This is a genomic window from Streptomyces sp. NPDC048288, assembly GCF_043201555.1.
Taxonomy (GTDB): Bacteria; Actinomycetota; Actinomycetes; order Streptomycetales; family Streptomycetaceae; genus Streptomyces.
In genome coordinates, this window is sequence record NZ_JBICZD010000001.1 from 1,001,883 (window position 1) to 1,022,711 (window position 20,829).

General features: G+C 71.2%; 17 protein-coding genes. 8 read left to right on the top strand and 9 right to left on the bottom strand.

The genetic code is table 11. From position 1 onward, the window contains the following. Positions 1-11: 11 nt before the first annotated feature. The 4 genes from ACGFZS_RS04435 to ACGFZS_RS04450 form a co-directional block, all read right to left on the bottom strand. Complete coding sequence (locus tag ACGFZS_RS04435; protein ID WP_359209667.1) at positions 12-1,682, bottom strand: alkaline phosphatase D family protein; 1,671 nt, start codon at positions 1,680-1,682, stop codon at positions 12-14. A 102-nt stretch (positions 1,683-1,784) separates the two neighbouring features. Next, positions 1,785-2,627 (bottom strand): thioredoxin domain-containing protein, encoded by an 843-nt coding sequence (locus ACGFZS_RS04440; RefSeq protein WP_355707946.1) that lies wholly within the window; start codon positions 2,625-2,627, stop codon positions 1,785-1,787. An 83-nt stretch (positions 2,628-2,710) separates the two neighbouring features. Beyond that, a complete protein-coding gene (locus ACGFZS_RS04445) occupies positions 2,711-3,397 on the bottom strand; it encodes a hypothetical protein (RefSeq protein ID WP_393793833.1) in 687 nt (228 codons plus the stop codon). Positions 3,398-3,464: 67 nt separating this feature from the next. After that, positions 3,465-4,790 carry a DUF2252 domain-containing protein gene (locus ACGFZS_RS04450; RefSeq protein WP_393655369.1) on the bottom strand — a complete coding sequence of 442 codons (1,326 nt, stop codon included), beginning with the start codon at positions 4,788-4,790 and terminating at the stop codon, positions 3,465-3,467. Between the two features lie 182 nt (positions 4,791-4,972). Between ACGFZS_RS04450 and dnaE the strand changes: the two genes are divergently transcribed. After that, positions 4,973-8,512 (top strand): DNA polymerase III subunit alpha, encoded by a 3,540-nt coding sequence (gene dnaE / locus ACGFZS_RS04455; protein WP_393793834.1) that lies wholly within the window; start codon positions 4,973-4,975, stop codon positions 8,510-8,512. Between the two features lie 113 nt (positions 8,513-8,625). On the opposite strand, the gene ACGFZS_RS04460 is transcribed toward dnaE, so the two are convergent. Beyond that, a complete protein-coding gene (locus ACGFZS_RS04460) occupies positions 8,626-8,805 on the bottom strand; it encodes a hypothetical protein (protein ID WP_393793835.1) in 180 nt (59 codons plus the stop codon). A gap of 220 nt (positions 8,806-9,025) precedes the next feature. On the opposite strand from ACGFZS_RS04460, the gene ACGFZS_RS04465 reads away from it, so the two are divergent. From ACGFZS_RS04465 to ACGFZS_RS04480, 4 genes are all read left to right on the top strand, one after another. Beyond that, entirely contained in the window at positions 9,026-10,246 is a 1,221-nt protein-coding gene (locus ACGFZS_RS04465) for an NYN domain-containing protein (protein ID WP_393793836.1), read from the top strand. Between the two features lie 201 nt (positions 10,247-10,447). Then, on the top strand, positions 10,448-11,422 hold the full coding sequence (locus tag ACGFZS_RS04470; RefSeq protein ID WP_393793837.1) for an ABC transporter ATP-binding protein: 975 nt from the start codon (positions 10,448-10,450) through the stop codon (positions 11,420-11,422). A gap of 100 nt (positions 11,423-11,522) precedes the next feature. Continuing rightward, positions 11,523-12,347, top strand: a complete 825-nt coding sequence (locus tag ACGFZS_RS04475) for an ABC transporter permease (protein WP_365680409.1) — start codon at positions 11,523-11,525, stop codon at positions 12,345-12,347. A 34-nt stretch (positions 12,348-12,381) separates the two neighbouring features. After that, positions 12,382-13,041 (top strand): AAA family ATPase, encoded by a 660-nt coding sequence (locus ACGFZS_RS04480; RefSeq protein ID WP_393793838.1) that lies wholly within the window; start codon positions 12,382-12,384, stop codon positions 13,039-13,041. A gap of 511 nt (positions 13,042-13,552) precedes the next feature. On the opposite strand, the gene ybaK is transcribed toward ACGFZS_RS04480, so the two are convergent. The 4 genes from ybaK to ACGFZS_RS04500 all read right to left on the bottom strand — a co-directional run bounded on the left by ybaK (position 13,553) and on the right by ACGFZS_RS04500 (position 17,595). Then, a complete protein-coding gene (gene ybaK, locus ACGFZS_RS04485; protein WP_393793839.1) occupies positions 13,553-14,059 on the bottom strand; it encodes a Cys-tRNA(Pro) deacylase in 507 nt (168 codons plus the stop codon). Positions 14,060-14,075: 16 nt separating this feature from the next. After that, the gene (locus ACGFZS_RS04490; RefSeq protein WP_359209696.1) at positions 14,076-14,816 is read right to left on the bottom strand and encodes an LON peptidase substrate-binding domain-containing protein; all 741 of its coding nucleotides are present in this window, start codon (positions 14,814-14,816) and stop codon (positions 14,076-14,078) included. 11 nt (positions 14,817-14,827) lie between these two features. Further along, positions 14,828-15,880, bottom strand: a complete 1,053-nt coding sequence (locus ACGFZS_RS04495) for a hypothetical protein (protein ID WP_393793840.1) — start codon at positions 15,878-15,880, stop codon at positions 14,828-14,830. A 137-nt stretch (positions 15,881-16,017) separates the two neighbouring features. Beyond that, on the bottom strand, positions 16,018-17,595 hold the full coding sequence (locus ACGFZS_RS04500; RefSeq protein ID WP_393793841.1) for an oxidoreductase: 1,578 nt from the start codon (positions 17,593-17,595) through the stop codon (positions 16,018-16,020). Positions 17,596-17,796: 201 nt separating this feature from the next. Between ACGFZS_RS04500 and hisD the strand changes: the two genes are divergently transcribed. From hisD to hisB, 3 genes are read left to right on the top strand one after another with little or no spacing between them, the layout of a single operon-like run. Beyond that, positions 17,797-19,122 carry a histidinol dehydrogenase gene (gene hisD / locus ACGFZS_RS04505; protein ID WP_393793842.1) on the top strand — a complete coding sequence of 442 codons (1,326 nt, stop codon included), beginning with the start codon at positions 17,797-17,799 and terminating at the stop codon, positions 19,120-19,122. Next, positions 19,119-20,237: a histidinol-phosphate transaminase gene (locus ACGFZS_RS04510; protein ID WP_393793843.1), complete on the top strand. Its 1,119-nt coding sequence runs from the start codon at positions 19,119-19,121 to the stop codon at positions 20,235-20,237. Before hisD ends, ACGFZS_RS04510 begins: the two co-directional genes overlap by 4 nt. Beyond that, positions 20,234-20,827: an imidazoleglycerol-phosphate dehydratase HisB gene (gene hisB / locus ACGFZS_RS04515; RefSeq protein ID WP_133028294.1), complete on the top strand. Its 594-nt coding sequence runs from the start codon at positions 20,234-20,236 to the stop codon at positions 20,825-20,827. Before ACGFZS_RS04510 ends, hisB begins: the two co-directional genes overlap by 4 nt. The last annotated feature ends 2 nt before the right edge of the window (positions 20,828-20,829 follow it).

Genomic DNA, 20,829 nt, shown 5'->3' on the forward strand with positions numbered 1-20,829 from the left:
GTGGACGGGGGTTACACCGGGTCGTAGGTGCGCTCGACCTTCTGCGTGCCGCTGCGGGTGCGGTACGACCGCTCCCAGGACGAGGTGGCGTCGGCCTTCGTCTTGTCGGAGAGGACGTAGTAGTCCATCTGCGCCCGTGCTGCGGTGATGTCCAGGATGCCGTAGCCGTGCCGGTCGGTGTCGACCCAGTGGACGTGCCGGTTGGCCAGCTGGATGATCGGCGCGGCGACGGTGGAGACGACGCCCGGGGAGACCTTGAGGATGTCGTCCAGGTTGTCGGAGGTCACCGAGGTGACCACGAACTCCGTGGCGGCCGAGGCGGACAGCGGGTAGGTCCCGGCGTCGACCGGCACGTCGTTGGCCCAGGCCATGTGGATGTCGCCGGTCAGGAACACCGTGTTGCCGATCGCGTTGGAGCGCAGGTGGGCCAGCAGCTCGCGGCGGTCGTCGGTGTAGCCGTCCCACTGGTCGGTGTTGAGGGCGAGGCCGTCCTGGGGCAGGCCGAGCAGCTTGGCGAGCGGCTTGAGCAGGTCGGCGGAGAGCGAGCCGATGGCGAACGGCGAGATCATCACCGAGTTGCCGACCAGCCGCCAGGTGGTGTCGGAGGCCTTCAGCCCGGCCTTCAGCCAGTCGAGCTGGGCGCGTCCGGTGATGGTGCGGTCCGGGTCGTCGACCGAACCGCTGCCGGTGGACACCTGCTGGGAGCGGAAGGAGCGCAGGTCGAGCAGGGAGAGGTCGGCGAGCTTGCCGAAGCGCAGCCGGCGGTAGGTGGTGCCGGCGATGGCGGGGCGGACCGGCATCCACTCGAAGTAGGCCTGCTTGGCGGCGGCCTGACGGGCCGTCCAGGTGCCTTCGGTGCCCTCGGTGTGGTTCTCGGCACCGCCGGACCAGGAGTCGTTGGCGAACTCGTGGTCGTCCCAGATCGCGACGACCGGCGCCTTGGCGTGCAGGGCCTGCAGGTCGGTGTCGGTCTTGTACTTGCCGTGCCGGGTGCGGTAGTCGGCGAGGGTGATGATCTCGTGGGTGGGCGCGTGCTGGCGGACGACGGTGTCGCGGGTGCCGTACTCGCCGGTGCCGTACTCGTAGATGTAGTCGCCGAGGTGCAGCCAGGCGTCCAGGTCGTTGCGGGCGGCCAGGTGGCGGTAGGAGGCGAAGTAGCCGGCCTCCCAGTTGGCGCAGGAGACCACGCCGAAGCGCAGGCCGGAGACGGCGGCGTCGTTCGCCGGGGCGGTGCGGGTGCGGGCCACCGGGGAGTCGGTGCCGCCCGCCGAGAAGCGGAACCAGTAGTCGGTGGCCGGGGCCAGACCGCGGATGTCCGCCTTGACGGTGTGGTCGGAGTCGGCGGTCGCCGTGACGGAGCCCTGCGAGACGACGTTCGTCAGCGCCTTGTCGGTGGCGACGACCCAGCTGACCTGGGTGTCCGGGCCGAGACCGGAGCCGGGGACGGCGTCGGCGGTCGGCGTCACCCGGGTCCACAGCAGGATGCCGTCGGGCAGCGGGTCGCCGGAGGCGACGCCGTGCAGGAACGCGGGGGCGTCCGAGGCGGCCCGGGCCGGCAGCGCGGCGGCCAGCGGCGCGGCCAGGACAGCGGTCGCCGCCGCGGCCTTGACGACCGTACGGCGGCGGGGGGAGAGGGAGTTGGCACCCTCGGAAGACTGTGTTGATCTGTTTCGACTGGTCACGGGCGCTCAGGTTACTGACCGGTATGACCAAGAGCAGGCGAACCGGTGAAAGTTCGCCTGCTCTTCACCCGGAGCTGGGGATTCCGCTCCGCTCCCGGCCGGTCAGGCCTTGAGGGCCGCGTCCACCAGGGTGTTGAAGGACTCGACCGTCATCGGCGGGTTGCCGTTGGAGTCGGCCGTCAGCATCTTGCCGTTCATGACGAAGCTCGGGGTGCCCGTCACGCCGTCCTTGTTGGTGTCGAAGGTCTTCGACATGGCCAGCGCCCAGGCGTCGTACTTGCCGGACTTCACGTCGGCCTGGAAGGACTTGTTGTTCTTCAGTGCCGGGACGGTGTCGGCGACCTCGATGAGGTAGCTGTCGTTCTTGAACTTGTCGGTGGACTCGTCCGGGTGCCACTTCTTCGAGTACAGCGCGGTCTTGTACTCCAGGAAGGCCTCGTCGCTGACGTTCAGCGCGGCGCCCATGGCGGCCATGGCGCTCTTGGAGCCCTCGCCGCGCGAGCCGATCTGACCCTTGCCGAGCGAGTCGCCGTCGAGGAAGGTGCCGCCGATGTACTGGATCTTGAACTTGCCGTCGTCGATGTCCTTCTTCACGGTCGTGCCGACGGTCTGCTCGAACTGGGCGCAGATCGGGCAGCGCGGGTCCTCGTAGACCTTGAGGGTCTTCTTGGCGGTGGACTTGCCGATGACGACCGTGGTGCCGTTGGTGCCGGTGGTGTTGGCCGGGGCGACGACCTTCTCGTCCTTCACGGCCTCCCAGTGGCTGGGCTTGTTCGCCTGGACGACGGCGTAGCCTATGCCGCCCGCCGCGGCGAGCACGGCCACGACCGAGGCGGCCACGACGACCTGCCGCTTGACCTTGGCGCGCTTGGCCTGCTTCTCGCGCTCGACGCGCAGCCGCTCCCGGGCCGCGGTCTTGGCCGCCGCGCTGTTCCGCTTGCTCATGTTGGTGATCTCCATAGGGGACGCGCACATGTCGTACGCGGGATACGTGTGGGGGACTCGTCGTACTCGGGCGGGAGGGGCGCTCAGCTGTGGGCGAGCGCCGGGGAGCACGGCGGTCCACGCCGTCCCAGGGAGTGCACGAGGACCAGGTCGCGGGCGGCGGCCGCCCGCGGCGCCGGGCGCGGCAGCCGTCGTACCGGAACGGGCCGGACCGTGCCCGCGGCGACCGCGAGGAGCAGCGGGCGGAAGGTGGTGGCGGCGATCGCGCGCAGCAGCTGGGTCAGGGCGCGCTCGCCCCGGCGCAGCCAGGCGGCGGCGAGCAGACCCACGCCGATGTGCGCGGCGAGCAGCAGCCAGGCGGCGCCCGGGTCGGCGTGCGCGAGGACCGCGGAGGCGCGGGAGCCGCCGGCCATCTGCGCCAGCGGGGTGCCGACGGCGCCGCCGTGGCAGAGCACGTCGAAACCGACCGCGCGCAGCGGACCGGCGATGGGGCCGCCCGCCCGGCCGTAGCAGGCGTGCTGGCCGGTGGTGAAGACCGTGTCGGCGGCCAGCTCCAGCGGGATCAGCAGGGCCGCGATCCGGCCGAAGCCGCGCTCGCGGCCCGCCAGCGCGTACGCCGTGGCGAACACGCCGGCGGCGACCGCGGCCACCGTCGTGAACGGCAGCGGGGCCCGGGACAGCAGCACGTGCGACGCGGTGCTGAGCGTCACGACGAAGGCCGTGAACAGCGCCGCGCGCACGGCTCTGAGCTGGGTCCCGGATATGTCCATAGCGGTGGAGAGTCTGTCACGTACCCATGTAGGAGACCCCTAAAAGGGCCCTGTGAATCCGCGAAGGTTACAGCCCTGGAATGCGGCCGTTGCGGAAGAGGTCCACGAAGATCTGGTGGTCGGCACGCGCGCGTGCGCCGTAGCTGTGCGCGAAGTCGGTCAGCAGCGGCGCGAAGCCGTCCTCGTCGGCGGCGATCGCCGCGTCGATGGCCCGCTCGGTGGAGAACGGCACCAGGGACTCGCCGGACTGGTCGTCGGCCGCGGAGTGCATGGACGCCGTGGCCCGGCCGAGGTCCGCGACGACCGCCGCGATCTCCTCCGGGTCGTCGATGTCGCCCCAGTCCAGGTCCACCGCGTACGGCGAGACCTCGGCGACCAGCTGCCCCGCGCCGTCCAGCTCGGTCCAGCCCAGCCACGGGTCGGCGTGGGCCTGCAGCGCGCGCTGCGAGATCACCGTGCGGTGGCCCTCGTGCTGGAAGTAGTCCCGGATCGCCGGGTCCGTGATGTGCCGGGAGACCGCCGGGGTCTGGGCCTGCTTGATGTAGATCACGACGTCGTTCTCCAGGGCGTCCGTGGAGCCCTCCAGGAGGATGTTGTACGACGGCAGGCCGGCCGAGCCGATGCCGATGCCCCGGCGGCCGACGACGTCCTTCACGCGGTAGGAGTCCGGGCGGGACAGGGACGACTCCGGGAGGGTCTCCAGGTAGCCGTCGAAGGCCGCCAGGACCTTGTAGCGGGTGGCGGCGTCCAGCTCGATGGAGCCGCCGCCGGAGGCGAAGCGGCGCTCGTAGTCGCGGATCTCCGTCATCGAGTCCAGCAGCTCGAAGCGGGTCAGCGAGCGGGCCGCGCGCAGCGCGCCGAGCAGCGGACCCTCGGCGGTGTCCAGGGTGAACGGCGGCACCTCGTCGCTCTTGGCACCGGTCGCCAGCGCGTGGATCCGCTCCCGGTAGGCGCCCGCGTACACCTCGACCAGCTCGGTGATCTGCTCGTCGCTGAGCGCCTTCGCGTACCCGATCAGCGCGATGGAGGCGGCGAAGCGCTTCAGGTCCCAGGTGAAGGGGCCGACGTAGGCCTCGTCGAAGTCGTTGACGTTGAAGACCAGGCGGCCGTTGGAGTCCATGTACGTGCCGAAGTTCTCGGCGTGCAGATCGCCGTGGATCCACACGCGCGAGGTGCGCTCGTCCAGGTAGGGGCCGCCGCGCTTCTCAGGGTCTATGTCATGGCAGAACAGCGCCGCCGTGCCCCGGTAGAAGGCGAAGGCCGAGGCCGCCATCTTCCGGAACTTCACGCGGAACGCGGCGGGGTCGGCGGCCAGCAGCTCGCCGAAGGCGGTGTCGAAAACGGCGAGGATCTCCTCGCCGCGCTGCTCGTCGTTGAGCCGGTGGACCGACATCGCTGGGTGCCTCCTGGTGCATGACGTGTACGACAGCGTTTCCGTCGTACTCAACGCACGAAGGTACGTGGGAGTGCCCGGACCGTGTCAGTCCCGGGGCATAGACTTCGGCGCTGTCCCCCCAGACTGTCCGCAGCCGGTCGGAAGATCGTCGACGCCTGTTTCCTTTGGAGGCCGAAACCGTGTCAAAGCCGCCCTTCACGCACCTGCACGTCCACACCCAGTACTCGCTGCTGGACGGTGCCGCGCGGCTCAAGGACATGTTCAACGCCTGCAATGAGATGGGCATGACGCACATCGCCATGTCCGACCACGGCAACCTGCACGGGGCGTACGACTTCTTCCATACGGCGAAGAAGGCCGGGGTCACCCCGATCATCGGGATCGAGGCGTATGTCGCCCCCGAGTCCCGGCGCAACAAGCGCAAGATCCAGTGGGGCCAGCCGCACCAGAAGCGGGACGACGTCTCCGGTTCCGGCGGTTACACCCACAAGACGATGTGGGCCGTGAACAGCACGGGGCTGCACAACCTCTTCCGGCTCTCCTCGGACGCGTACGCCGAGGGCTGGCTGCAGAAGTGGCCCCGGATGGACAAGGAGACGATCTCCCAGTGGTCCGAGGGGATCGTGGCCTCCACCGGCTGCCCCTCGGGAGAGGTCCAGACCCGGCTGCGCCTCGGCCAGGAGGAGGAGGCCCTCAAAGCCGCCGCCGACTACCAGGACATCTTCGGCAAGGACCGGTACTTCCTGGAGCTGATGGACCACGGCATCGAGATCGAGCACCGGGTCCGCAAGGGCCTCCTGGAGATCGGCAAGAAGCTCGGCATCCCGCCGCTGGTGACGAACGACTCGCACTACACGTACGCGCACGAGGCGACCGCCCACGACGCCCTGCTGTGCATCCAGACCGGCAAGAACCTCTCCGACCCGGACCGTTTCAAGTTCGACGGCACCGGCTACTACCTGAAGTCCACGGACGAGATGTACGCCGTCGACTCCTCGGACGCCTGGCAGGAGGGCTGCGCCAACACCCTCCTGGTCGCCGAGATGGTCGACACCACCGGCATGTTCCAGGCCAAGAACCTCATGCCGAAGTTCGACATCCCCGACGGCTTCACCGAGGTCACCTGGTTCAAGGAGGAGGTCCGCCGGGGCATGGAGCGCCGCTTCCCCGGTGGCATCCCGGACGACCGCCAGAAGCAGGTCGAGTACGAGCTGGACGTCATCATCCAGATGGGGTTCCCGGGCTACTTCCTCGTGGTCGCCGACTTCATCATGTGGGCCAAGAACAACGGCATCGCGGTCGGCCCCGGCCGAGGCTCCGCGGCCGGCTCGATCGTCGCCTACGCCATGGGCATCACCGACCTCGACCCGATCCCGCACGGCCTGATCTTCGAGCGGTTCCTCAACCCCGAGCGCGTCTCCATGCCCGACGTCGACATCGACTTCGACGAGCGTCGGCGCGTCGAGGTGATCAGGTACGTGACCGAGAAGTACGGCGCCGACAAGGTCGCCATGATCGGCACCTACGGCAAGATCAAGGCCAAGAACGCGATCAAGGACTCCGCGCGCGTCCTCGGCTACCCGTACGCGATGGGCGACCGCCTCACCAAGGCGATGCCCGCCGACGTCCTCGGCAAGGGCATCGACCTCGACGGCATCACCAACCCCTCGCACCCCCGGTACAACGAGGCCGGCGAGATCCGCGGGATGTACGAGAACGAGCCGGACGTCAAGAAGGTCATCGACACCGCGAAGGGCGTCGAGGGCCTGGTCCGGCAGATGGGCGTGCACGCGGCCGGCGTGATCATGTCCAGCGAGCCCATCGTCGACCACGCCCCGATCTGGGTGCGGCACACGGACGGCGTGACCATCACGCAGTGGGACTACCCGCAGTGCGAGTCGCTCGGCCTGCTGAAGATGGACTTCCTCGGCCTGCGCAACCTGACGATCATGGACGACGCCGTCAAGATGGTGAAGTCCAACAAGGGCATCGACCTCGACCTGCTGGCCCTGCCGCTCGACGACCCGAAGACCTTCGAACTCCTCCAGCGCGGCGACACCCTGGGCGTCTTCCAGTTCGACGGCGGCCCCATGCGCTCGCTGCTGCGCCTGATGAAGCCCGACAACTTCGAAGACATCTCCGCCGTCTCCGCGCTGTACCGCCCCGGCCCGATGGGCATGGACTCGCACACCAACTACGCGCTGCGCAAGAACAAGCTCCAGGAGATCACCCCGATCCACAAGGAGCTGGAGGAGCCCCTGGAAGAGGTCCTGGCCGTCACCTACGGCCTGATCGTCTACCAGGAGCAGGTCCAGAAGGCCGCCCAGATCATCGCCGGGTACTCGCTCGGCGAGGCCGACATCCTGCGCCGCGTGATGGGCAAGAAGAAGCCCGACGAACTGGCCAAGAACTTCACCATCTTCCAGGCCGGCGCCCAGAAGAACGGCTACAGCGACGAGGCGATCCAGGCCCTGTGGGACGTGCTGGTCCCCTTCGCCGGCTACGCGTTCAACAAGGCGCACTCCGCCGCGTACGGCCTGGTCTCGTACTGGACCGCCTACCTGAAGGCGAACCACCCCGCCGAGTACATGGCCGGACTGCTCACCTCGGTCAAGGACGACAAGGACAAGTCGGCCGTCTACCTCAACGAGTGCCGCCGCATGGGCATCAAGGTGCTCCCGCCGAACGTCAACGAGTCGGTGCACAACTTCGCGGCGCAGGGCGACGACGTGATCCTGTTCGGCCTGGAGGCCGTCCGCAACGTCGGTACCAACGTGGTCGAGTCGATCATCAGGAGCCGCAAGGCCAAGGGAAAGTACGCGTCCTTCCCCGACTACCTCGACAAGGTCGAGGCGGTCGCCTGCAACAAGCGCACCACGGAGTCGCTGATCAAGGCCGGCGCCTTCGACACCATGGGGCACACCCGCAAGGGCCTCACCGCGCAGTACGAACCGATGATCGACAACGTGGTCGCGGTCAAGCGCAAGGAGGCCGAGGGGCAGTTCGACCTCTTCGGCGGGATGGGCGAGGAGGACAACAGCGAGCCCGGCTTCGGACTGGACGTCGAGTTCACCACCGACGAGTGGGAGAAGACCTATCTGCTCGCCCAGGAGCGGGAGATGCTCGGTCTGTACGTCTCCGACCACCCGCTCTTCGGCCTGGAGCACGTGCTCTCCGACAAGGCCGACGCGGGCATCGCCCAGCTCACCGGCGGCGAGCACGCCGACGGCGCGGTGGTCACCATCGGCGGCATCATCTCCGGCCTCCAGCGCAAGATGACCAAGCAGGGCAACGCCTGGGCGATCGCCACCGTGGAGGACCTCGCCGGCTCCATCGAGTGCATGTTCTTCCCGGCGACCTACCAGCTGATCTCGACCCAACTCGTCGAGGACGCGGTCGTGTTCGTCAAGGGCCGCCTGGACAAGCGCGAGGACGTGCCCCGGCTGGTCGCCATGGAACTGGCGGTCCCGGACCTGTCCAACGCCGGGACCAACGCGCCCGTGATCCTCACCATCCCCGCCACCCGGGTCACCCCGCCGATGGTCAGCCGCCTCGGCGAGATCCTCAGCCACCACAAGGGCGACAGCGAGGTCCGGATCAAGCTCCAGGGGCCGACCAAGACGACCGTGCTGCGCCTGGACCGGCACCGGGTGAAGCCGGACCCGGCCCTGTTCGGCGACCTGAAGGTCCTGCTCGGCCCGTCCTGCCTGGCCGGATAGGGCCGGGTCCGGGCCCTGCCGGCCCCTGAGCGCGCGGAAGGGGCGCACCCGCATCGGGTGCGCCCCTTCTGTGTGCCTGGGCTTCAACAGCCCGGTGGGACCCGGTGGTCCGCTCAGTTGTGGCCGAAGCTCTTCTGCTTCTTCCGCGCGACGTCCGCCGGGCTGCCCTGGATGTGCGACACCGGCGAGTCCTGGGACTCGCCCGACGTGCGCTGCCCGTGCTCCTGGGTCTGCTCGGTCTGCTGCGCGGTGCGGTTCTGAGAGCCACCCTTGCGGTTCTTGTTCTTGGCCATGGTGATCTGCCTCCTGTGGGGGATCTAGGGGCCGAATTCAGACTCACATAGGCTGACAACGGACGCATTTCGGATAATTACCGTCTGTAACAGGGCTTGTCGGAGAGCAAGGCCCCGAAACGCCACGCCGAAGATCGAGTTCGGGCCGTTAACCCCCGTGTGGTCGGGCAGACTCGAAGGAAGCCCCGAAAGCAAACCTCCCGGAAAGAGGGTGAGTCGCGTGGACCGCTGCATCGTCCTGGTGGACGCCGGGTATCTGCTGGGTGCCGCCGCCAGTCTCCTCGCCGGTGAGCCCTCCCGATCCCGGATCACCGTCGATCACGCCGCGCTGATCCAGGCGCTGCGCGACCGTGCGGAATCGGACACCGAGCGTCCACTGCTGCGCATCTACTGGTTCGACGGCGCCCCCGACCGCGTCCCCCAGCCGGAACACCGTCGCCTGCGCGTGATGCCCCGGGTGACCGTCCGGCTCGGCGCGCTGACCCGCAGCGACGGACGCTGGGCCCAGAAGGGCGTGGACGCGGCCATGCACGCCGAGCTGACCGAGCTGGCCCGCAACCGCGCCTGCTCCGACGTGGTCCTGGTGACCGGCGACGGGGATCTGCTGCCGGGCATGATGGCCGCGAAGGAGCACGGGGTCGCCGTACACCTGTGGGCCGTGCAGGCGGCCGACGGGGACTACAACCAGTCCGAGGACCTGGTCGCCGAGGCCGACGAGCGGCGGGTCCTGGACCGGGCGTGGATCACCCAGGCGGTACGGGCGAAGGAGCTGACGGCCGTGTGCGCGCCGCCGCCGGTGCCGCGGCCGGAGATCGCCGCGATCCTGTCGGCGCCGCTGCCCGAGTCCTCGCTGGCCCCCGCGGGCGGCCCGGGGGCCGAGGAGGCGGACCGGGCGCCGGTCGCCGCGGTGGAGAACGGCGTGGTGGAGCGGGTGCCGGCGCCGAAGGGGGTGCCGACGCCGAAGGACCTCGCCGCGCTGCGGGCGCCGGGCGCGCAGCCGGTCCAGCATCCGGCGACCACGGCCACCCTGCGGTGGTCCTCCGACAAGGGGTGGGTGGACCGGCCGGGGGCCGCCACGGAGTCGGCGGAGGCCGCCTCCATGCCGACGCTGGCGCAGCTGACCACGGCGGAGCAGCGGTGGGCCGACCGGGAGGAGGACATCACGACCGTCGGCGGGGATCCGTACGAGGTCGGGCAGGTGTTCGCCCGGCGGTGGATGTCGCGGCTCGGGGACCAGGGGCATCTGCAGCGGCTGTCCGGGATGTATCCGCGGATTCCGCACCGGATCGACGGGGAGCTGTTGCGGTACGCGGCCCGGTTCGGGTTGCTGGCGCACAAGGACGACCAGATCGACGAGCACGACCGGTACGCCATTCGGGCGGGGTTCTGGAGGGAGTTCGATGTGCCGGCGGGGGCCGGGGAGCATGCGTCGGCGGAGTGAGTGAGGGGGCTCTGGGAGGGACTTCGGGTGCGGGCCGGTGGGGGCTGGTCGCGCCCACGCGGCGGAGCCGCATATTTGATGCAGCCCCGCGCCTCTACGGGACGCTGACTGCCCCAACGGTGAGTAAACGGGGGCGACCCCGTAGTCTCGTCCCTTGTGAGTACGGGCGTGGGTCGGGCACTTCGGCGGCAGGGTGATGTCGTGTGTGCCGTGCGTGGGCTGACCAAGACCTACGCCGCGGTCAAGGGGCGGCGCGGGGCTCCCGGGGTGCCCGAGGTGCGGGCCACCGACGGGGTGGAGCTGGACGTCCGGCGGGGTGAGATCTTCGGGCTGCTGGGGCCGAACGGGGCCGGCAAGTCGACGCTGGTGCGGCAGCTCACGGGGCTGCTGCGGCCCGACGCCGGCAGTGTCGAGATCCTCGGGCACGACATCGTGCGGCACCCGGAGCGGGCCGCGCGGATCCTCGCCTATCTCGGACAGGAGTCCACCGCCCTGGACGAGCTGACCGTGTCCCTCGCCGCCGAGACCACCGGGCGGCTGCGCGGACTGGACGTACGGCAGGCGCGGAGCGAGCGCGACGCCGTGCTGGACGAACTGGGCCTGACCCCGATCGCCGGGCGGGCGCTCAAGAAGCTCTCCGGGGGACAGCGGCGGCTGGCCTGCTTCGCCGCCGCGCTGGTCGGACAGCGGTCGCTGCTGGTGCTGGACGAGCCGACGACCGGGATGGACCCCGTCGCCCGGCGGGCCGTGTGGGCCGCCGTCGACCGGCGGCGCGCCGAGCAGGGGGCGACCGTCGTCCTCGTCACCCACAACGTGATCGAGGCGGAGACCGTGCTGGACCGGGTCGCCGTGCTCGACCAGGGGCGGGTCATCGCCTGTGACACCCCGGCCGGGCTCAAGGAGCGCGTCGCCGGCGAGGTGCGGGTCGAGCTGGTGTGGCGGGAACGGGCCCCGCTGGAGGTGCCCGAGGTGGCCGTCCTGCGGGAGCGGGCCACCGAGTCCGGCCGGCGCTGGACGCTGCGGCTCGCGCCCGAGGAGGCGCGGGCCGTCGTCGCGACCGTGACCGGCGGGGCCGCCTTCGCCGCCCTCGACGACTTCACCCTCGCCACGCCCAGCCTGGAGGACGTCTACCTGGCGCTGGGCGGCGCCGCACGGCAGGGGCTGGTGAAGGCGTGAACGTGAGCGTGTACGTGAACGCCGGGGCGACCGGGCCCGTACGGGAAGGCGCGGCGGCCGTACGTGCCGTGGATGCCGCAGGGAAGAGGAGCAGCGCGACGTGAGTGTCGTACCCGCGGAGGTTCTGCCGGGCGGTGCCCTGGCCGTGGAGGAGACGGCGCCGGGTGCGGCGGCCGAGCTGGGTCCGCGCGCGCGGCTGTGGCCGTCGCTGGTGGCCGTCTACCGGGCGCAGCTGTCCCGGGCCCGGGTGGCACGGATCCCGCTGCTGTTCGTCGCGACCTTCCAGTCCGTCGGCATCATGATCATGATGCGTGGGGTGGTGGACTCGCGGGCCGAGGCCCAGTCCGTGGTGGCGGGGTCCTCGGTGGTCGTCGTCGCCTACGTGGCGCTGAACCTGCTGGCCCAGTACTTCGGGCAGCTGCGGGCGAGCGGCGGTCTCGACCACTACGCCACGCTGCCGGTGCCGCCGGCCTCGGTGGTGCTCGGGGCGGCCGCGGCGTACGCCTCCTTCACCGTGCCCGGGACGCTGGTCACGGCCGTCTTCGGGTGTGTGCTCTTCGGGCTGCCGCTGGGGAACCTGTGGATCCTCGTCGCCGTGATCCCGCTCGCCGGGGCCGCCCTGGCGGGGCTGGGCGCGGCCTGCGGACTGCTCGCGCCGCGCCCCGAGCTCGCGACGCTGCTCGGGCAGCTGGGCATGTCGGCGGCCCTGCTGCTCGGTGTGCTGCCGCCGGACCGGATGCCGGGGATCATCCAGTTCGCCCGTGATCTGCTGCCGTCGACGTACGGCGTGGAGGCCTACGCCCGGACCTTCGGGGCGGCGCCCGACTGGGCCGTCGTCCTCGCTGACCTGGGTGTGTGCGCGGGGGTGGGGGTCGTGTCGCTGGCGGTCGCCACCTGGGCGTACCGCAGGGCCGCCGTCCGGTGACGCACCCCACAGGCCGACCTGGCACGATGTCAGGGTGACCGCACCGTTGACGCCGCCTCCGCCGCCGCACGACCAGTCCTCGCACCAGGCCTGGCAGGCGCCGCCGCCTGCCGAGGCGGGGTTCGGAGCAGAGTACGGACAGGACGGTCCCGGGATGAAGACCGAGCTGCGGGAGGCCGCGGTGATCGTCCTCGCGGTGGCCGTGAGCGGTGCGCTGCTGGGGCTGCTGTGGATGTGGCTGGCGCCGCATGTGCCGCTGGTGGCGGACCAGTCCGGGAAGAACTGGGCGGTGTACCTCAAGGACACCGAGGGTGAGCAGGCGGCGGGCGTGGACGGAACGTTCACGCTGCTGGCGCTGGCCTTCGGGGTGGTGAGCGCGGTCGTGGTGTTCCTGTGGCGGCGGCGTGGGGGTGTGCCGCTGGTGGTGGCGCTGGGGGTGGGCGGGCTGCTGGGGTCGCTGCTCGCGTGGCGGCTGGGGGTGTGGCTGGGGCCGGAGCAGGATGTGATCGCCCATGCCAAGGAGGTGGGGAAGGGGGTGACGTTCTCCGCGCCGTTGAAGCTCGGGGCGAGGGGGGCGTTGCTGGCGTGGTCGTTGTCGGCGTTGCTGGTGCACCTGGGGTTGATGGCGCTGTTCGGTCCCCGTGATCCTGAGCCGCCGTACGCGGACGGACCGTACGCCGCGCCACCCGCGTAGTTTTCTCGCCCCCGCCGCCCCTACCCGTCCCATCCCAGGGGGCAGCGCCCCCTTCGCCCCCCGCCTCCTGGGGGCTCCGCCCCCAGCCCCCCTCCGGCCTGAACGGCCTCGTCCTCAAACGCCGGACGGGCTGAAAACATGGCTGAGCGCCGTGCTCGCCGAACGCCGGACGGGCTGAAGATGTGGCCGGGCGGTCGTGGCCGTCGGGCGCCGGGCGAGGTTTGCGATGCCGATGCCGGCAGGAGACTCAGGGGCGCGGGGAACTGCGCGATCAGCCCGATGCGGCCTGCAGTCGGCAGGCGGCCGTACCCTCCACCCCCTGTGCCGGACGGCGGCCGGGGTCCTCGGTAGTGGAGTCAGGGGGCGCGGTCGGCAGGGCACCGCACCCCCACCCCCTATGCCGGACGGCGGCCGTGGTTCGAGCGGGCCTTCTTTACGCGCCACTTTCTTTTCCGGGTTTTCTTCGACATGCCTTTTGTACTTAACCCAGGATGGGGGCTTCGTCGAGGGGTTACGCGCGGCCGATGGGGGCGAGGGTGGCTCGGGTGAGGTCGGCGAGGGCCGTGGGGGTCAGTTCGACCTCCAGGCCGCGGCGGCCGGCCGAGACGCAGATGGTGGGGTGGGCCGAGGCCGAGGCGTCCAGGACGGTGGGGAGCTTCTTGCGCTGGCCGAGCGGGGAGATGCCGCCGCGGACATAGCCGGTGGTGCGTTCGGCGAGGGCCGGGTCCGCCATCGCCGCGCGCTTGCCGCCCACCGCCGTGGCGAGGGCCTTGAGGTCCAGGGTGCCCGCCACGGGGACGACCGCGACCGTGAGCGCGCCGTCCACGTCCGCGACCAGGGTCTTGAAGACGCGGTCCGGGGAGACCCCCATCGCCTCCGCCGCCTCCTCGCCGTAGGACGGGTGGGAGGGGTCGTGCTCGTAGGCGTGGACGGTGAAGTCCACGCCCGCCGCGGTCAGGGCCACCGTCGCCGGGGTGCCGCCCCCGGACTGCTGCTGCTTCTTCGGCTTCTTCGGCATGTCAGGAGACCCCGGCTCAGTTCAGGCTCGTCGGCGACCGCGTCAGCTCCGACGCGGGCAAGGACGGCAGGTTACGGATGATCGCCGTCTCGGAGCGAAGGAGTTTCAGCTCGTCGCGGAGGCGGGAGGCCGTGTCGGGGGCCTGCAGCAGCCGCTGCTTGGTGGGGGTGTCGTGCATCATCGCGGCGGCGACCAGGTAGGAGACGACGGAGGGCTCGTCGGGCAGGTCGACCCCGCTGGACAGCGACCGCTCCCGGGCTCCCGCCAGCCGCTTCTGGTACTGGCGGAAGGCCCGCAGCACCCCTTCGGCCAGCGCGCCCGCCTCGTCGCCGGGGTCCTCCTCCAGCTCCTCCAGCTCAGCGGTCAGGAACGGCCCCGACGCGTCGACGGAGAGCAGCCGCACCCGGCTCGTCCCCGTCGCCAGCACCTCGAACGTGCCGTTCGCCCGCTCCCGGATCGTCGCCGCGTCCGCCACACAGCCCACCCGGTGGAAGGACGCGAGGGGGTCGGGTCCGAAGCCGGCCGCCGGGCCCCGGTCCGGCTGGGCCGTCGGGTCCGGCATGCCCGGCGCGCTCGGTGCCACCTCGTGGCCGTCGCGGATCGCCACGACGGCGAACCGGCGCGGTTCTTCCTCGGGGGTCTTCAGCAGGTCGCGCATCATGGCGCGATAGCGCTCCTCGAAGACGTTCAACGGCAGCACGAGCCCCGGGAACAGCACCGAGTTCAGCGGAAAGAGGGGGAGACGGACGGTGGTCACGGCGCCACAGCCTAGTGGTCATCGGCGGGAACATGTCCGCCGTGCTCGGCCCGTGGGCGTCCCGCGGCCCTCGGCGAGGGGGTCGGGCCGGCCTCGGGAAGGGGCTCGGTACCGGCCAGCAGCGGGGTCCGCAGCCGTACGAAATGGCCCAGCGGGTCGTCGGACAGCCGGGCCCAGGGGAACGACGTGACGTACGGGCCGATCAGGCGCAGCTGGGCGCGGGCGTCCTCCCGGCGTTCCAGCCGGACCAGGAGGTACATCAGATTGTTGCGGACCTCGGCCGGCCAGAGGTCGGCCGCCGGGAACCGCGCGGAGAGCGTGATCGCCCGGTCGGCCGCCGCGTCCAGGCGGGCGCGCGGCACCTCGGGGCCGCAGCCGTCGGTGAGATAGGCGAAGGCCGCGCGGGCCGGCAGCGCCTGGACGAGCGAGTCCGGCGGGGCGTCCTGTGCGGCCGTGTCGGCGAAGTCGAAGCACTCGCCGTGCGAGCCGTGCCAGTACGTGCCCAGGTAGCGCAGGGCGGCCACATGGCAGCCGTAGTGGTGCGGGGCGCGGCGGACCGCGGCCTCCCAGAGTTCCTCGAAGTACTTGTGGCCGGCGTTCGAGCCGCGGGCGTGGTCCAGGGCGATCCGCCACGGCACCGGGTCGCGGTCGTCGCCCCGGGCGGCGGCCGTGATCACGGGACTCACCGCGCGTAGCAACTCGGTCCGGGCGGGGGAGTCCCAGGCGTGGTCCACCGCCAGCTGGGCGCGGAGCAGCAGCAGGTCGGGGTCGTGCGGGGCGGCCCGGTACCAGTCGTCGAGCCACTCGGCGCGCGAGCGGGCGAACAGGGCCAGCCGGTGCACATACCGGTCCCGTGCCTCCCACTCGGCCGCGGCCCGGGTGCCGGCCAGCAGGGCCGCGGCGGGTTCGTACGCGCCCTGGCCGGCCGCGACCAGCACCGGCGCGAGCTGTTCGTCGGGCGCGTCGAGAAGTACCTCGTCGTCGGCCGGCAGCGGGCCGAGGGCGGGGCGCGAGGTGGTTCTTGCCGTCCGTGCGGAACGGAACAGCGCGCGCAGCGAAGCCATGGTTCCGCCATTGAAAGTCCGCTGGTCGGGCCTGCGCCAGACCGCCCGGCCAACTCCACGAAAGTTGTACGATCCCGGGTCAAGGACAGGTAAAAGGTGACTGTTGCTCACCTGTTGGGTACCTGTCAGAAAGGGAGCTATCCCCGCCGCAGCAGCCGCGTCGCCCCCGCCGCCACCGTGGTCGCCAGGATCCAGCCCAGCAGGATCATCACGGCCGCCGCCCACTGCCAGCCGCCGCTGAGCCGCCACTGGCCGGCCTGGCCCAGGTCGATCACCGGCAGCAGCAGGTCGAGGACGAACAGCGCCGGATCCCAGACCGGGTGGCCGCCGGAGCCCATCGGCGGATGCGGGGCGTGCGCGAAGGCGAGCGTGCCCGCCGCCCACAGCACCGCCATCCACACCGCCGCCCGGCCCGGCCGGTAGCCGTAGGCCACCGTCAGGTCCTGCGCGTACCCCCAGAGCTTGGCGGCCAGCGGCAGCGTCTCACGGCGCCGGCGCTGCTTGGCGAGCAGCACCTCCCGGGCGTCCTCGTCCTCGCCGGCCGCCCGCAGCACGGTCGCGAGGCGCTCGTACGGCTCCGGGTTGTACTCGGCGGTGGCCGCCGCCACCCAGCCGAGCCGCCGGGTCAGCGGGAACGGGCCCTGCGGCACCAGGTTCTCGTAGGCGAAACCGCCCATGTGCAGCCGCCCCGGGCCCGGCCAGCTGGTCGCCCGGTCGACCAGGTTGACCACCCGGGCGCCGGACAGCAGCACCCCGCCGCGCTGCGGCTCCTCACCGAGGAACCGCAGCTCCGGCGCCTGCACCCGGCGCAGCGACAGCTCCTGGCTGTCCGTGAGGGTGAACCGCGCGCGCTCCAGGTCGATGGCGTCCCCGAACCGCCCGTCGTCCAGCCGTATCCCGCCCTGGCACTCGAACCGCTGGATCCGGGTCCCGCGCGCCGGGGTCGTGCCGCTCTGCCAGGGGCCGCCCACCCCGGCCGGGGTCAGGTAGAGGGTGCGGCCGACGGTCAGCTGGGGCGCGTTCAGCGCGAACCGCCCGTCCGGGTTGCGCAGCCGGGCGCCGCGCAGGCTCAGCGAGACGCCCACCTTGGCGCTGCGCAGGCTCAGCTCCCCGTGCGATTCGAGCAGCTCCGCCTGGAGGTCCTGGCCGACGGTCATGCCGTCGGCCGCGATCGACCGGCCGCTGCGGTCCCGGTACACCACCGCCTGGTTCAGCAGCAGGTCGGTGCCGATGTGCGCGTCGGTCAGCCGGAGCCCGCCGAGGAACCGGCAGCGCGGCAGATGCAGATCGCCCTCGGTGTGCACCCGGGCCGCCTCCAGCCGGGGCGCCGCGCAGTCCACGAACCGCGCGGTCGTGAAGTGCGCCTCCGGCAGCAGGATCTCGTCGTCGAACCGGCAGCCGCGCAGCTCCAGGTACGGGGTGACCGTGCCGCCCGCCAGGTCCAGCGTGCCGCTGATCCGCACCCCGGCCAGCTTCAGCGAGGACACCCGGCCCGCGAGCGCCGGCGGCCCGTCCAGCAGCAGCCAGCACACGATCCGCGCCCGCACGGTCCGCTCCGGCCCCCACGGATGGCCGCCGTGCGGATCGTCCACATGCGCGTCGCCGCTGCTCAGGTCGTACACGGTGCCGTTGCGGAACGCCTGCCACATACCGGCCTCGGCCGCGGTCAGATCGTCCGGCAGGTCCCCGTCCCGGACGCCGTCCCCCTCGGTCACGGCTCTTCCTTCTTCCTCAACTACTCGTGAGTCATGTTTCGGTACAACCGGTGATGCCCGGTGGGTGAGATCCCGAACACACATGGTGAAGGCGATCTTCCGGGTTCCGGCCAGGCTATGTACCGGTCGTTGCCCCAGGTTCTGTATCAGCCATTGATACGCGCGGACGGGCCCCGAGTGCCGTCTGAGAGAATTGATTCCGTGATCTCCCGAATCGATCTGCGCGGCGACGCCCTCCCCGAGGGACCCGCCCTGCGCGACCTGCTGCCCCGAGCCGACTTCGACGTCTCGGCCGCCCTGGAGAAGGTGCGTCCGATCTGCGAGGCCGTGCATCATCGGGGCGACGCGGCGCTGATCGACTTCGCCGAGAAGTTCGACGGGGTCACCCTGGAGCAGGTGCGGGTGCCCGCCCAGGCGATCGAGAAGGCCCTGGCGGAGCTCGACCCGGCGGTGCGCGCGGCCCTGGAGGAGTCCATCCGGCGCGCCCGTCTCGTCCACCGCGAGCAGCGTCGTACGACCCACACGACCCAGGTCGTGCCCGGCGGGTCCGTGACCGAGAAGTGGGTGCCCGTCGACCGGGTCGGGCTGTACGCGCCCGGCGGCCGGTCGGTCTACCCGTCCTCCGTGATCATGAACGTGGTGCCCGCGCAGGAGGCCGGCGTCGAGTCGATCGCGCTCGCCTCCCCGGCGCAGGCGGAGTTCGGCGGACTGCCGCACCCGACGATCCTCGCCGCCTGCGCCCTGCTCGGCGTCGACGAGGTGTACGCGGCCGGCGGCGCCACCGCCGTCGCGATGTTCGCGTACGGCACCGAGTCCTGCCCGCCCGCCGACATGGTCACCGGCCCCGGCAACATCTGGGTCGCCGCCGCCAAGCGCTACTTCACCGGGAAGATCGGCATCGACGCCGAGGCCGGCCCGACCGAGATCGCGGTCCTCGCGGACGCCACCGCCGACCCGGTGCACGTCGCCGCCGACCTGATCAGCCAGGCCGAGCACGACCCGCTGGCCGCCGCCGTCCTGGTCACCGACTCGGTGGACCTCGCGGACGCGGTCGAGAAGGAGCTGGCGCCGCAGGTCGCGGCCACCAAGCACATCGACGACCGGATCGTCCCCGCCCTGAACGGCCGGCAGTCCGCGATCGTCCTGGTCGACGGCGTCGAGGAGGGCCTCAGGGTCGTCGACGCGTACGGCGCCGAGCACCTGGAGATCCAGACGGCCGACGCCGCCGCCGTGGCCGACCGGGTCCGCAACGCGGGCGCGATCTTCATCGGGCCCTGGGCGCCGGTGTCGCTGGGCGACTACGCCGCCGGGTCCAACCACGTGCTGCCCACCGGCGGCTGCGCCTGCCACTCCTCCGGCCTGTCCGTGCAGTCCTTCCTGCGCGGCATCCACATCGTCGACTACACCAGGGACGCGCTGGCCGACGTCGCGCACCACGTGGTCACGCTGGCGGAGGCGGAGGACCTGCCCGCGCACGGCGCGGCGATCAAGGCTCGTTTCGGGTGGAAGGTTCCTGAAGGCAAGTGACCGGCATCGACGATCTCCCCGTACGGGACGAGCTGCGCGGCAAGTCCCCCTACGGCGCGCCCCAACTGGACGTCCCCGTACGGCTGAACACCAACGAGAACCCCTACCCGCTGCCCGAGCCGCTGGTCGAGCGGATCACGGAGCGGGTGCGCGAGGCCGCCCGCGACCTGAACCGCTACCCCGACCGGGACGCGGTCCAGCTCCGCACCGAGCTGGCCAAATACCTGACGAAGACCGGCGACCACCCGCTCTCCATCGAGAACGTGTGGGCGGCCAACGGCTCCAACGAGGTCATCCAGCAGCTGCTGCAGACCTTCGGCGGACCGGGCCGCAGCGCGATCGGTTTCGAGCCGTCGTACTCGATGCACGCGCTCATCTCGCGCGGCACCGGCACGCGCTGGATCTCCGGCCCGCGCGACGAGGACTTCACCCTCGACGTCGAGGCCGCCTCGGCGGCCATCGCCGAGCACAAGCCGGACGTCGTCTTCATCACCACCCCCAACAACCCCACGGGCAACGCGGTGCCGCCCGAGACGGTCCTCGCGCTCTACGAGGCCGCCCAGGCCGCCAAGGCCGCGACCGCCGGGGCGATCGTCGTCGTCGACGAGGCCTACATCGAGTTCAGCCACGGCGCCTCGCTGCTGCCGCTGCTCGAAGGACGGCCGAATCTCGTCGTCTCCCGGACCATGTCGAAGGCCTTCGGCGCGGCCGGCCTGCGCCTCGGCTACCTCGCCGCGCACCCCGCGGTGGTGGACGCCGTCCAGCTCGTACGGCTGCCGTACCACCTGTCGGCGATCACCCAGGCGACCGCGCTGGCCGCCCTGGAGCACACCGACACGCTGCTGAAGTACGTGGAGCAGCTGAAGGCCGAGCGGGACCGGCTGGTCGCCGAGTTGCGGGCGGCCGGGTTCGAGGTCACCGAGTCCGACGCGAACTTCGTGCAGTTCGGCCGGTTCGAGGAGCCGCACGCCGTCTGGCAGAAGATCCTCGACCGGGGCGTCCTCGTCCGGGACAACGGTGTGCCCGGCTTCCTGCGGGTGTCCGCCGGAACCCCCGAAGAGAACGACGCGTTCCTCGACGCGGTACGTGAAGTCAAGAAGGAGCTGGACGCATGACCCGCGTAGGGCGCGTGGAGCGCACCACCAAGGAGACCTCGGTCCTCGTCGAGATCGACCTCGACGGCACCGGCAAGACCGACATCAAGACCGGCGTCGGCTTCTACGACCACATGCTCGACCAGCTCGGCCGGCACGGTCTGTTCGACCTCACCGTCAAGACCGACGGCGACCTGCACATCGACTCGCACCACACCATCGAGGACACCGCCCTCGCCCTCGGCGCCGCCTTCAAGCAGGCCCTCGGCGACAAGGTGGGGATCTACCGGTTCGGCAACTGCACGGTCCCGCTCGACGAGTCCCTCGCCCAGGTGACCGTGGACCTGAGCGGCCGCCCGTACCTCGTGCACACCGAGCCCGAGAAGATGGCGCCGATGATCGGCGAGTACGACACCACCATGACCCGGCACATCCTGGAGTCCTTCGTGGCCCAGGCACAGATCGCCCTGCACGTGCACGTGCCCTACGGACGCAACGCGCACCACATCGTGGAGTGCCAGTTCAAGGCGCTGGCACGGGCGCTGCGCTACGCCTCCGAGCGCGACCCGCGCGCGGCCGGCATCCTCCCCTCGACGAAGGGCGCGCTGTAAAG

Coding starts and splice junctions, on each gene's coding strand:
- ACGFZS_RS04445 (WP_393793833.1), bottom strand. CDS start 3,397: ATGGACATATCCGGGACCCAGCTCAGAGCCGTGCGCGCGGCGCTGTTC.
- hisB (WP_133028294.1), top strand. CDS start 20,234: ATGACCCGCGTAGGGCGCGTGGAGCGCACCACCAAGGAGACCTCGGTC.
- ACGFZS_RS04460 (WP_393793835.1), bottom strand. CDS start 8,805: ATGGCCAAGAACAAGAACCGCAAGGGTGGCTCTCAGAACCGCACCGCG.
- ACGFZS_RS04495 (WP_393793840.1), bottom strand. CDS start 15,880: ATGGCTTCGCTGCGCGCGCTGTTCCGTTCCGCACGGACGGCAAGAACC.
- ACGFZS_RS04450 (WP_393655369.1), bottom strand. CDS start 4,790: ATGTCGGTCCACCGGCTCAACGACGAGCAGCGCGGCGAGGAGATCCTC.
- ybaK (WP_393793839.1), bottom strand. CDS start 14,059: ATGCCGAAGAAGCCGAAGAAGCAGCAGCAGTCCGGGGGCGGCACCCCG.
- ACGFZS_RS04440 (WP_355707946.1), bottom strand. CDS start 2,627: ATGAGCAAGCGGAACAGCGCGGCGGCCAAGACCGCGGCCCGGGAGCGG.